The sequence below is a fragment of the Psychroserpens mesophilus genome (assembly GCF_000826645.1).
GTDB classification, from domain to species: Bacteria; Bacteroidota; Bacteroidia; order Flavobacteriales; family Flavobacteriaceae; genus Psychroserpens; species Psychroserpens mesophilus.
Window position 1 is genome coordinate 1 of the sequence record NZ_JXJP01000006.1, and the last position, 13,434, is coordinate 13,434.

Annotated in this window: 7 protein-coding genes, 1 tRNA gene and 1 pseudogene; 6 read left to right on the forward strand and 3 right to left on the reverse strand. The window is 34.6% G+C overall.

Annotation, left to right across the window (positions count from 1 at the left end; translation table 11 throughout):
• The 4 genes and pseudogenes from TD18_RS17185 to rlmF all read left to right on the forward strand — a co-directional run.
• Positions 1 to 563, forward strand: a pseudogene (locus TD18_RS17185) (hypothetical protein); the annotation flags it as partial.
• 476 nt (positions 564 to 1,039) lie between these two features.
• Positions 1,040 to 5,689 (forward strand): LamG-like jellyroll fold domain-containing protein, encoded by a 4,650-nt coding sequence (locus tag TD18_RS06225; RefSeq protein WP_040250075.1) that lies wholly within the window; start codon positions 1,040 to 1,042, stop codon positions 5,687 to 5,689.
• Positions 5,690 to 5,779: 90 nt separating this feature from the next.
• Positions 5,780 to 6,946, forward strand: a complete 1,167-nt coding sequence (locus TD18_RS06230) for a trans-sulfuration enzyme family protein (RefSeq protein WP_040250078.1) — start codon at positions 5,780 to 5,782, stop codon at positions 6,944 to 6,946.
• A complete protein-coding gene (rlmF, locus tag TD18_RS06235; RefSeq protein ID WP_084205862.1) occupies positions 6,939 to 7,829 on the forward strand; it encodes a 23S rRNA (adenine(1618)-N(6))-methyltransferase RlmF in 891 nt (296 codons plus the stop codon). Before TD18_RS06230 ends, rlmF begins: the two co-directional genes overlap by 8 nt.
• Here rlmF and TD18_RS06240 read toward each other — a convergent pair.
• From TD18_RS06240 to TD18_RS06250, 3 genes are all read right to left on the reverse strand, one after another.
• Positions 7,826 to 8,506, reverse strand: a complete 681-nt coding sequence (locus TD18_RS06240; RefSeq protein WP_084205863.1) for a DUF2490 domain-containing protein — start codon at positions 8,504 to 8,506, stop codon at positions 7,826 to 7,828. The genes rlmF and TD18_RS06240 overlap by 4 nt on opposite strands.
• A 116-nt stretch (positions 8,507 to 8,622) precedes the next feature.
• Positions 8,623 to 10,233, reverse strand: coding sequence for a phosphoenolpyruvate carboxykinase (ATP) (pckA, locus tag TD18_RS06245; protein WP_040250082.1), 1,611 nt, complete (start codon positions 10,231 to 10,233; stop codon positions 8,623 to 8,625).
• A gap of 37 nt (positions 10,234 to 10,270) precedes the next feature.
• Positions 10,271 to 12,109 carry an SLC13 family permease gene (locus TD18_RS06250; protein WP_241480650.1) on the reverse strand — a complete coding sequence of 613 codons (1,839 nt, stop codon included), beginning with the start codon at positions 12,107 to 12,109 and terminating at the stop codon, positions 10,271 to 10,273.
• A 289-nt stretch (positions 12,110 to 12,398) separates the two neighbouring features.
• Here TD18_RS06250 and bshB1 point away from each other — a divergent pair, with 289 nt between their 5' ends.
• Together bshB1 and TD18_RS06260 are read left to right on the forward strand one after the other, a co-directional pair.
• Positions 12,399 to 13,115 (forward strand): bacillithiol biosynthesis deacetylase BshB1, encoded by a 717-nt coding sequence (bshB1, locus tag TD18_RS06255; protein WP_174435320.1) that lies wholly within the window; start codon positions 12,399 to 12,401, stop codon positions 13,113 to 13,115.
• Positions 13,116 to 13,319: 204 nt separating this feature from the next.
• Positions 13,320 to 13,395, forward strand: a tRNA-His gene (locus TD18_RS06260).
• Positions 13,396 to 13,434: the final 39 nt, after the last annotated feature.

Sequence of the window (13,434 nt, forward strand, 5' to 3'; positions counted from 1 at the left end):
TTACAGATAATAACGGAAACGTTTCCACATGCACAGCAACATTAGATGTTCAGGATAATACAAATCCAACAGCGATTTGTCAGAATACAACCGTTGTATTAGATGCATCAGGACATGGAAGTATCACCACAGCAGATATCGATAATGGTTCAAATGATGCCTGCGGAATTCAATCGTTAACATTAGATCAGACGAGCTTCGATTGTAACGATATCGGAAACAACACAGTGACTTTAACGGTTACAGATAATAACGGAAACGTATCCACATGCACAGCAATTGTAGATGTTCAGGATAATACAAATCCGACAGCGATTTGTCAGAATACAACCGTAGTACTAGACGCTTCAGGACATGGAAGTATCACCACAGCAGATATCGATAATGGTTCAAATGATGCCTGCGGAATTCAATCGTTATCCTTAGATCAGACGAGCTTCGATTGTAACGATATCGGAAACAACACAGTGACTTTAACGGTTACCGATAATAACGGAAACGTATCCACATGCACAGCAATTGTAGATGTTCAGGATAATACGATATTGGAAACAACACTGTAACGTTAACGGTTACAGACAACAACGGAAATTCTTCAACTTGCACAGCAACAGTAGATGTTCAGGATAATACGAATCCGACAGCGATTTGTCAGAATACAACCGTTGTACTAGACGCTTCAGGACATGGAAGTATCACCACAGCAGATATCGATAATGGTTCAAATGATGCCTGCGGAATTCAATCGTTATCCTTAGATCAGACGAGCTTCGATTGTAACGATATTGGAAACAACACAGTAACGTTAACGGTTACAGATAATAACGGAAACGTATCCACATGCACAGCAATTGTAGATGTTCAGGATAATACAAATCCAACAGCGATTTGTCAGAATACAACCCTTGTACTAGACGCTTCAGGACATGGAAGTATCACCACAGCAGATATCGATAATGGTTCAAATGATGCCTGCGGAATTCAATCGTTATCCTTAGACCAAACGAGCTTCGATTGTAACGATATCGGAAACAACACAGTGACTTTAACGGTTACAGACAACAACGGAAATTCTTCAACTTGTACAGCAACTGTAGATGTTCAGGATAATACGAATCCGACAGTTCCTTCATTGCCAATTATTACAGGACAATGTTCTGCAACAGTTTCTGTACCAACAATTTCAGATACATGTTCAGGAACAATCACAGGAACAACATCAGATCCTTTAGTGTATAATACTCAAGGTTCTTATGCAATCACTTGGAATTTTGATGATGGTAATGGAAACTCAGTCAATGCTGTACAAAATGTTGTTATCAATGATACAGTAAATCCTATTGCATTGTGTCAGGATATTACAATTCAATTAGATGATACTACAGGAACAGCGACAATTACAGGTGCTCAAATTGACAATGGTTCTACGGATAACTGTGGAACTGTAAATTTCACTTTATCTCAAAGCACCTTCGATTGTACAAATATTGGAGCAAATGTAGTAGCACTAACCGTTGATGATGGTAATGGTAATAGTGTTTTATGTACTTCAACAGTTACAGTGACAAGTCCAAATATTTCTGGAGGAACAGCACTTGGTTTCTTAAACAATAATCAAACTATTACAGATGAGGATAATTTGGTAGAGGTAACTGCTTGTCCGGATGAACCTCAAAATGCAACAATTAACTTAACTGGACATTCTGGAAATGTATCGCATTGGGAATATTCATTAAATGGTGGTTTAACATGGACAACCGTTGCAAATACGACAACAACATATTATTATCCGAACGTTCTACAAACTACGTTGGTAAGAGCAGTTGTTCAAATAGGATCTTGTCAGGCAAATTCTACATTAGTGCAGGTCGTAGTTATCCCACCAGACGTACCACCGACGATTATTGGTCCAGATCAATTTACAACATGTATTGGTGAAGATATTACTGTTGAAGCTCAAAGTTCATTTGGTGTTAATCCTGATTTTAATAATGGAGGTATGTTTAATGAAGCAAATCTTAATAATTTAGGATGGACAGTTGATGGTGCTGCTGAAATGTCTGCAGGAGGAAATAATACAAATAACACTTATTGGAAATTAACTAATGGACCGAAAAAGTTTAATGGGAGATGTTTTGATTCTCCAGATGGAAACAAATTTGCTGTTGTCAGTGGAATACCTCCATTTATTAATCCTGATCATACAATATCACCATTATCAACTCTTGAAACGTCTATATTCAATACCTTAGGCTTATCTACAGCAACATTAGAGTTTGACCAAGCTTACTTTTTAGAAGCTGGAGCGTGGCTTTCTATTGAATTGTCTTTAGATGGAGGTGCGACTTATCCAATAGTATTAGATCCAGGTGCAGCTTATGATTATACTGGTCCGAGTGATACTGGATTTGTCAATGGACAGAGCATAGGATTTACTGGACAGTGTAGAAATTCTCAAGGTTCACTTGTTGATAATCATGTTATTATTGATTTACAGAACTATATTGGTTTAGTTGGACTGAGAGTCAAGTTCACATACTCTGGTACTGCTAATAGTGTTTGGGCACTTGAAAATATAACCATTCCTCAAGCACCTGTAGATGAAATTATTGAATGGGAAGATGAAACAGGAACAGTTGTAACTACAGGATCAACTACGACCATAAGTCCACAGACACCTGGAGTACAAACCTATGGCGTGACATCGTTAATTAATGGCTGTAGAGCTGATGGAAATGAAGGTACGGTATTTATTTCTGTAGATGCCAGTTTAGCTTATGCAGGAGAAGATATAACTCAGGTTATTGGAGAATGTGGAGAAGAAATAAGTTTAAATGCTTATGATAACGATTTAACAGCTGCTCAAAACATTAGTAATGGAGTAAGTAATTCATCGGTATTTATTACTGGAACCTATCCTGGAACTCGTGAAGCTGGAGTTTGGTCTGCGCAAGTTATTTCAGGCTGCGGAAGTAATTATAGATTTTCAGATATTTCAAGTCCTAGGTCTAAATTTTCAGCAGAACCTGGAACATACGAATTGACTTGGACTATACCTTCAGTAGGTTGTTCAGATACTATTGAGGTAACTATTGAAAGTTGCCCAACTATTAATTTTGATGGAACTAACGATTATATCACTTTTGAGGATAACTATAACCTTTCTAATCAGTTTAGTCTTGAAGCTTGGATTAAGCCGGAATCCGTTTCAGGACATCAAAGTATTTTTTCTAAAAGGAATACAAATGATTTATCTACTGGATATGATTTAAGTTTACAAGGAAGTACACTTCAGTTTAGATGGAATTCTAATGGAATTATTCAATCTTCTTATCCACTAACTACAAACAGATGGTATCATATAGCTGTAACAAATTCAAACGGTACGTATAGATTGTATATTGATGGTATAGAAGTAAGTAATCCTATAGGTGGAACTGCGCCTTCAACCAATACAATGAAAAGTTTAATTGGTGCTGCGGATCAATTAGGTAATGCTTCTGAAAGACCAGTAAATTATTTTAATGGCTGGATTGATGAACTCAGAATTTGGAATATTGGCTTAACAAATGATCAGATTCGTCAAATGATGAATCAACAAATTATGAATAATACAACAGTTAGAGGAGAGGTCGTACCACTAGATATTGCTGGTTTGGTTTGGTCAAATTTAGATGGTTATTATCAGATGGATGTTAATTGTGGCTACCTCATACCAAATGCAGGAAGTGTTAGAGGGCAATTAAGAAATATGAATTCTAGTCAACCTGATACCGCACCTTTGCCATATACATCAAGAATTGACGGACAAGATTGGGCTGATGATAATACATGGACACACTTTAATGTTTGGGATGCGCCTAATAGCTTAGGAATTGATGGTAACACGTATATAGACTGGAATATTGTTCAAATTTCTCACAACATAAGTTCTGGAGATAAAAATATTACAGTTCTTGGATTAATATCTGATTCAGGCAATAAGATATTGCAAATGTCTGATCCATCTACAAATCAGGATGAAACAAATAATGGACAATCACTACGAGTGACCCACTATTTAAAGTTAGATGGTATTATTGATTTAGTTGGAGAATCTCAATTGCTTCAGAATGAAGGAAGTGTCCTTGATACGTCTAGTTCAGGTAAGCTAGAACGTGATCAACAAGGTACTTCTAACTTATATAATTATAATTACTGGAGTTCTCCAGTTAGTGCGATTAACATAAATTCAAATAATACACCATATAGTATTGATGATGTATTAAAAGATGGAACAAATTCTTCAAGTCCTCAAGACTTGCAGTGGACTAATGCACATAATGCAATTGGCACTACTGTGCCGATAACGATGTCGAATCGTTGGCTATATGCTTATGAAAATTACCCTGAAGATTCCTATGCATCATGGAGAGCTTTAACTGAAGAAGACAATTTAAGTACAGGTCTAGGATTTACAATGAAGGGAAGCGGAGCAGGAGATCCTGTCGATGATGTTCAAAATTACGTATTTGTTGGAAAACCTAACAATGGAACAATTATAACACCAGTAACCATTGGGAATCAAGCTTTAGTAGGTAACCCTTATGCTTCTGCAATAGATGCTGAGCAATTTATTAAAGATAATCTTCCAGGTGTAGCAGCAAATTCTGGTTCAACTCAAAGTATTGATGGTACTTTATATTTTTGGGAACATTATACTTCAAACTTTACACATGTATTAGAAGATTATGAAGGTGGTTATGCTACTTATAATTTATCAGGTGGTAATCCTGCAGTTTCTCCTCCTTTAGTGAGTGAAAATGGGGTGCCTACTAAATTACCAGGTCAATATATTCCAGTTGGACAAGGTTTCTTTGTGACTTCGAGTAATACTGGAGGTTCAATTCAATTTAAGAATAGTCAGCGTCAATTTGTTAGAGAAAATGTATCAAATTCTCAGTTTATCAGATCTGCAGGAACTACTACTTATCAAGAAAATTCTATCTCCGAAATTCAGCGTGTTCGTATAGATTTTAAAACCCCAGAAGGTGCGAAACGTCCGTTGTTACTTGCGTTTACAGCTGATAATCAAGCTAGTGATGGTTTTGATTTTGGATATGATGCTGAAAATGCAGACGCTAGTTTTGCAAATGATATGTTCTGGGAAATTGAAAACAAAGATTTCTCAACTCAAGGCGTTGGTGAATTTAATGAAAGCAGTCAATATCCGTTGAACGTATATATTTCGACAACTGGAACATATGAAATAGCACTTAACTCTATTGAAAACTTTGAAAATCAAATAGACGTATTTGTATTCGATAGTATTACTAATAACTATTTTAATATCAGTAATGACGTATTCCAAATTACTCTTGATGCAAACAATTACCTGAATCGATTTTATGTTACCTTTTCAGAAGAAAACACCTTGTCAAATACTGATTTTACCCAAAATCAATTTATTATAAATTTCTTGGAAACTTCTCAGGAAATTTACGTTAAGTCAATGAATATTTCGAATGTAAAACGTGTTCGTTTAATTAATTTATTAGGTCAAGAAATCCATAGTTGGAAAAACATTAAGGATTTTTTCTTTGATTCTGCAATTAAAATTCCGGTTAAAAATCTTTCATCGGGAACTTATATTGTTAAAGTAGAGACACTTAATTTCACACATAATAAAAAAATCATAATAAAGAATTGATTGGTATATATGGATGATTCATTTTGATCTTTGTATTTAAAGTTCATCATATTCTTTTTTGTAATTTTAGTTTCTATAAACATTACTATTATGTCCAAAAAAAAATTAGGTGTAAATACCATATGTACACATGTTGGTGAAATTAAAGATAAGCAGTTTAAAGGTGCTATTTCACCCATTTATTTATCAACATCATATGAGTTTGATGGTGTAGATATTAAACGATATCCACGCTATTTTAATACGCCTAATCAGGAGTATTTAGTAAAAAAAATTGCTGCCTTAGAACATTCAGAAGATGCGCTTATTTTCGGTAGTGGAATGGCTGCTATTAGCCACATGTTTTTGGCGTTTCTTCAAAAGGGAGATCATCTTGTGGTTCAAAACACATTATATGGTGGTACAAGTAATTTTATCAAGGAAGAATTTCCTAAGTACGGAATTGAATATACGTTTACTAAAGGGTATCAGGTTTCAGATTTTGAAGCTGCTATTCAACCGAACACTAAATTGATTCACATCGAAACACCTTCAAATCCCTTATTAACTATAACAGATATTAAAGCTGTTGCGCATTTGGCTAAGGCAAAAGGAATTGTATCCTCAATAGATAACACATTCGCTAGTCCAATCAACCAAAATCCAATAGACTTCGGAATTGATTTAGTCATGCATTCAGCAACAAAATATCTTGGTGGTCACAGTGATATTCTGGCTGGAGCAGTAGCAGGCTCAAAAGAACATATTGAACGTATTTGGAATGTCGGAAAAAATCTAGGTGGAAGCTTAAGCGATTTTACGGTTTGGATGTTAGAGCGTAGTATGAAAACGCTTGCTCTACGAGTCAAAGCACAAACAAACAACGCAAAAAAAATGGCTAAATTTTTAGATAGACATACAGCAATTGCCAAAGTAAATTATCCTGGTTTAAAAAACCATCCTCAATATAAATTAGCCAAATCTCAAATGCATGATTTTGGAGCAATGTTGTCGTTTGAATTAGTTGAAGGGATTGATGCTATGGCATTTCAAATGCAACTTAAGTTAATAAAATCTTCAATGAGTTTAGCAGGTGTTGAAAGTACCATGTTATTGCCTTCTGAAACATCTCATGCACTCTTAACTCAAGATGAACGCGACGCCGTAGGAATCAGTAATCAATTGATTCGGTTTTCAATTGGTATTGAGACATTTAGAGATTTAAAACACGATATTGAACAAGCCTTAATTGCAACTAAAACCAAGACATTTGCATAAACATAATAAACATTCTAAAGACTATAATTTTAAAGTTCTTATTAAAGATTCACCGCAATTAGCTGAGTTTGTTTTTGAAAGTCAATATGGAAAAGATACCATTGACTTTGCTAATCCCAAAGCTGTTAAAAGTTTGAATTCGGCTTTACTAAAAACCCATTACGGAATTCAATATTGGGATTTTCCTGATGATAATTTATGTCCGCCAATTCCAGGACGCGTGGAGTATATTCACATATTGAATGATTTATTGAAAACTTCAGGTCTAAAAAATGAAATTACAGTTTTTGATATTGGTACTGGAGCCACATGTGTATATCCACTTCTCGGTCATACAGAGTATAATTGGAACTTTATAGCTTCTGAAGTTGATGCATCTGCTTATAATAACGCAAAGCAAATTGTAGAAAAGAACAATTTAAGCAATCATATTGAATGTCGATTTCAAGACAATCCACAATCTATTTTGAATGGTGTTTTGCATTCTTCGGAAAAAATCACAGCATCACTTTGTAATCCGCCTTTCTATAAAAATGAAGTTGAAGCTAATGAAAATTCAAAACGTAAACTTAAAGGGCTCGGAAACTCAACCAATGACCTAAAAAGAAACTTTAGTGGAAAAGCTAACGAACTATGGTATCCAGGTGGAGAGAAAGCATTTTTACATAATTATTTATATCAAAGCTCTTTGTTTAAAACCAATTGTTTTTGGTACACAAGTTTAGTTTCAAAAAAGGAACTTGTAAAATCAATGCAATCCTCACTAAAAAAATTGGGAGCAGCAGATGTTAAAGTCCTACAAATGTCTCTTGGAAATAAAATTAGTAGAATAGTAGCTTGGACTTTTTTAACAAAAGAAGAACAGAAGGATTGGAAGGTTTAATCCGGTTTTTTAATTCTAAAATCGGTTGTAATATATAATCCAAACTGTAAACGATCTAAGTCTAAATTGTTGATATGCTGATTCATATAGCCTATTTCAAGCTTTATGTTTTTGTTTATTATTATTCCAAAAGCTGTATATAATCTATTTTCTCTGAAAGTTTCACCTTCAAGGTTTAAAAAGAACTCGTTGTTTGCGGTGATATAAAATTGTGTATTCAATTTAACCGATGTTCCCAAGCGATAGCGTATCCGATTCTGATTTTCATTTTCAAAGACATCGTGTAAAAATCGATGTTCAAGTCTAAATCTGTGTCGTATAGGTAACTTTAAAAGATCATGCTTGTACGTGATTTGTTCATAAAAACGATGCTCTATAGTATTCGTAACGTCGGTAAATTCGATGCTGCGATCAATATCCAGATAGCCATAATTAAAGGTTAAATTTACTTTTGGATTAATTGCATAGCTAAGACCAGTATAGAAGAAGTCCAGGTTGTAATTTGATATTAATTCGTAGTATCTCAATTGCATGCCAGCATTAATACTTAATTTATCTGAAACCTGATGGGTTGTGAAAAGCATATACCATGTACCAGTTCTTTTTTCCGGATTTATCTGACCAAAGGACAAAAGTGATGCAATACAAAACACTATACTAAGGAAATAGCATTTCATTTATTAGAATTAAAGTGAATACAAATAGAAAAACAGAAAGTGAGGTTGGCTAATTTAAGAGTTATGCATTACCCTTGTGTTAGGTAGCTGCCAACCTCATTTTCTTTATAAATTGATTAGACGTGGTCATTTAGATGATGATGTTCATCAATTAACGGACCACCTTCAATAATTTGAGTTGAAGCCTGATTAACAAACTTTTCAAAGTTTAAATGGAAGGAGTGTGCTAACTGTATCGCTTTACTTACATAAGCCCCTTTCTGTAGCCACGTATTCATTGGATCTAATAACTCTGTTGGAACTCCATCACAAGCTTTAGGCATGAACAATCCGAAAATTGGATGTTGTTCAAAATCGGCATTTTCAAGTTTTCCTTCTAAAATAGACGTAATCATAGCTCTAGTATATTTTAGTTTAATTCGAGAACCAACACCATAAGGTCCGCCGCTCCAACCTGTGTTGATTAGCCAAACATTTACACCAGCATCTTGCATTTTTTTACTAAGCATTTCAGCGTACACAGTTGGATGTAGTGGCATAAATGGTTCTCCAAAACAAGCAGAGAATGAAGGCACAGGTTCAGTAATACCTGCTTCTGTACCTGCAACTTTAGCTGTATATCCTGAAATGAAATGATAAGCCGCTTGTCCAGGTGTTAACTTTGACACAGGAGGAAGTACACCAAAGGCATCACATGTTAAAAAGAAAATATTAGTAGGATTACCAGCAAATGAAGGTTCTTGAATATTATCAATGTGGTAAATAGGATAACTCACACGTGTATTTTGAGTAATGCTACTATCCATATAATCTACCTCACCATTATCTTTAAAAATCACATTTTCTAAAATTGCACCAGGTTTAATCGCTCTGTAGATATCCGGTTCTTTTTCTTCAGTTAAATCAATCACTTTAGCGTAACAACCACCTTCAAAATTGAAGATATTATTATCAGCAGTCCAACCATGTTCATCATCTCCAATAAGTTTTCGATCAGGATCAGCTGAAAGTGTTGTCTTACCTGTTCCAGATAACCCAAAGAAAATTGCAGTATCTCCATCTTCACCTACATTAGCAGAGCAGTGCATTGGTAAAACATTTTTTTCTATAGGTAAGATGAAATTAAGAGCAGAAAATATCCCTTTTTTCATTTCGCCTGTATATGCAGAGCCTCCTACCAGAGCAATTTTTTTTGTGAAATTTAGAATTGAAAAATTGCCTTGTCTTAAGCCATGTTTTGCTGGTTCAGGACAAACATATCCAGGTGCACAAAGAACTAACCATTCTTCTTTAAAGTCTTCAAGTTCTGAAGGCTCAGGTCTCAAAAACATATTGTAGATAAACATATTAGACCAAGGGTATTCTGTAATGGTTCTTACATTCATTCGGTAATCTGGATCAGCACATACATAACCATCTCTAACATAGATTTCTTTGCCGCTTAGATACGTTTCAATCTCACTTTGAAGGGTATCAAAGTTTTCAGGTGAAATAGGTTTGTTGGTTTTTCCCCACCATACTTTATCTGCTGTATAACTATCTTTAACTAGAAAGCGATCTTGAGGTGAACGCCCTGTGAATTTGCCAGTGTTTATAGCTAATGTTCCGTTTTTAGTTTCTTTTCCCATGCCTTTTTCAACAGTTATTCGCTGAAGTTTTTCAGGAGAAAGATTCCAATGTGCATTAGCGTCTTGTATTCCGTATTTACTAAGATCTCGAGTTTTCATAATGTTTGGTTTTATTAGTGTTTCTATATATAATTATTTAAATGTTATAAAAAGGCCAGATTAATGGCACTAAGATTAATGTGGTTGTTAAAAAGAGTAATAATAAAGGAAAGCCAACCTTAAGATAATCTGAAAATTTATAGCCTCCTGCTGTCATCACCATAGCGTTAGTTGTTGTGCCTACGGGAGTTAAAAAAGCAGTAGAAGCACTTATCGCTACAGCTATCATAAAAGGTGCTGCAGAGATTTGAAGTGTACTGGCAGAAATGATGACAATTGGTGCCATAAGTACAGCAGTAGCCGAATTATTAATCACCTGACTAAAACTTGTAGTTAGCAGAAAAACTCCACCAAGTAAAACGATTGGGTGATAACTTCCCAGTAAATTTACTAAGCCATTAGCTATTACATCTGCTGTACCTGTTTTTTGAAGAGCTATTCCCATGGGAATCATAGCAGCAATCATAATAACACTTATCCAACTAATTCCTTTATAAGCTTTTGAAATTGGAACACATCCAAATAGTATTACGATACCTGCAGAGATTAGTGCTGCGATTGCTCCGGGAACTAGTTTAAAGACTAGCAATACTATCATAAGTATTAGTGCAAATAAAGCGACATATGATTTGAAGGTTATGTTTGTGATTGTTTTCGCAATACCTTCAGGGCTGCCAATGATGACTAAATTTTCATGATGTTCTTTTAATTGTTCAATATCACTCCAAATACCTCTAATTAAAAAAGCATCACCTGCTTTTATAGTGATTTCCCGTTCGGTAAACGGAATGTTATTACGTGAGGCTGCCATAAGCTGTACTCCGAATCTTTTAAAGAAATTACCTAAACGGATTTTTCTTCCCACTAAGACTGATTTCGGAGTTACAATAACTTCAGACATACCAACCTCTTGATTAATAAGATTATTACGTAATTCATCGGCAATAGGTTCTAAGGGTAATAATCCCAATCTGAATTTAATCATTAAAGCATTTATAGCTTCGGTATCACCTTTAACGGTAATAATATCATGATATTTGAATTCTGTGCTATTCGTAGGAAATTCAATAAATGGATCATTTCCTTTCAATAGATTTGGGTGCCTTCTCTTAATTCTTATTATCGATACATGGTGTTCGGTTTCAAAATTCCAATCGCCTAATTTTGTATTTAGTAGAGGAGACACAGACCTTACTCTGAGTCTGTAGTAATCATCATCAACTTGATATGCTTCAATCCATTTGTGCAATGTTGTGCTGATATCTACAGGTTTATTATTGGTTTTGTTATTTGGCAAAAGTTTATATCCAATAAATTTAAAATAGAGTAGCGTGATTATTAGTAAAGGCAAGCCAATAAGTGCAAATTCAAAAAACGAGAATCCTTCTAATCCTTTTTCAATCATTGTATTATTTACAATAATATTTGGAGGAGTACCAGTAAGTGTGAGTAAACCACCAGTGTTAGAACCGAATGCAACAGGCATCAATAGCTTAGAAGGCATAGTTCCAATACTCCAGGCTGAAGCGATAGTTACAGGCATTAAGGTTGCAACTGTGCCAGTGTTACTTACCACGCCTGACAATACTCCAGATCCAAGAGTGGTAATTAATAACAACCTCGTAGAACTTCTACCTGCAAGTTTCATTATTTTTTCTCCAGCAATGGCAGTCCAACCTGTCTGAGACAATCCTTCACCTATAATGAATAATGCAGCAATCATAATAACTGTCGGATTACTAAAACCACTTAGTGTTTCATTGAGATCGAGAATTCCAAACAAGAATAAACTAATCATAGATAATAATGCTATGATATCTGGTGTGAATTTTCCCCAAACAAAAAGAGCAATAGTGATTGTTAAAATGATGAACATAAGATACATAAAGGAGTGTCTTGATTTTAAAGTATAAAGTTATTGGTATTATGGTCGAATTAATATGACATATATCATGGATTAGGGATGTGTTCTACTTTTATCAAATTGATTGATTTTAGTGAGATTTATTGAGGAAAAATTTTACGAAAACGAGTGAGTAGTATTGACTTATAAATAGTAGCTTTGTTTCATAAGTTTATTTTGAATGCTCTGCAATGCTCAGTTGCTTTTTAAATATTCTTATATTAAAAAATAACCAGTATTGTAGTTTTAAATGTTTTTGAAAATGAAATTAGATATACTAGCTTTTGGAGCACATCCAGATGACGTTGAATTAGGTTGTGGTGCAACAATAGCCAAAGAAGTTAACAATGGTAAAAATATTGGAATAGTTGATTTAACTCGCGGCGAATTAGGAACACGTGGAACAGCTGACACTCGAGATCAAGAAGCAAGTGATGCCGCTAAAATTTTAGGTGTTACTGTAAGAGAAAATCTGGCATTTGCTGATGGATTTTTTATAAATGATAAAGCGCATCAGATTGAGGTTATCAAAATGATTCGTAAGTATCAACCGGAGATTGTATTATGTAATGCTATTGATGACAGACATATCGATCATGCAAAGGGAAGTAAGTTAGTTAGTGACGCATGTTTTTTGAGTGGCTTACTGAAAATAGAGACAGAACTTGATGGGAAACGGCAACAGCAATGGCGACCAAAACATGTATATCATTATATTCAATGGAAACACATAGAACCTGAAATAACAGTAGATGTTACAGATTTCATAGATATCAAAATGAATTCGGTCTTAGCTTATAAAACGCAGTTTTATAATCCTGATAGCAAAGAACCACAAACACCTATTTCAAGCAAAAACTTTACAGATAGCATAAAATATAGAGCGAGAGATTTAGGACGTATAATTGGAGTAGAGTATGCTGAAGGCTTTACAGTGGAACGATATGTGGCTGTTGAAAGTTTGTTTGATTTGAAGTAATAATTTTTAAAAAACGCTTTGTTGTATCTATGAAATAATTTACATTTGCAATCCAATTTAAACGGTGGCTCTATTTTCAGCTGATTAGAGCATTCCTATTGGAAAGCTTTTCGAAGTTTAAATAAAATGCATATGGTGGTTCTTTCATTTGGTTAGAGCGTTCCTTTTATAAAGTTTTTCAAAAACTTGATAATAAATTTATATGGTGGTTGTAGCTCAGCTGGTTAGAGCGTCGGTTTGTGGTACCGAAAGTCGCCGGTTCGAACCCGGTCTTCCACCCAAAAGCAGAAGTCTTCAATGAATATTGAAGACTTTTTTT

Coding starts and splice junctions, on each gene's coding strand:
- bshB1 (WP_174435320.1), top strand. CDS start 12,399: ATGAAATTAGATATACTAGCTTTTGGAGCACATCCAGATGACGTTGAA.
- TD18_RS06250 (WP_241480650.1), bottom strand. CDS start 12,109: ATGTTCATCATTTTAACAATCACTATTGCTCTTTTTGTTTGGGGAAAA.
- TD18_RS06230 (WP_040250078.1), top strand. CDS start 5,780: ATGTCCAAAAAAAAATTAGGTGTAAATACCATATGTACACATGTTGGT.
- pckA (WP_040250082.1), bottom strand. CDS start 10,233: ATGAAAACTCGAGATCTTAGTAAATACGGAATACAAGACGCTAATGCA.
- TD18_RS06240 (WP_084205863.1), bottom strand. CDS start 8,506: ATGAAATGCTATTTCCTTAGTATAGTGTTTTGTATTGCATCACTTTTG.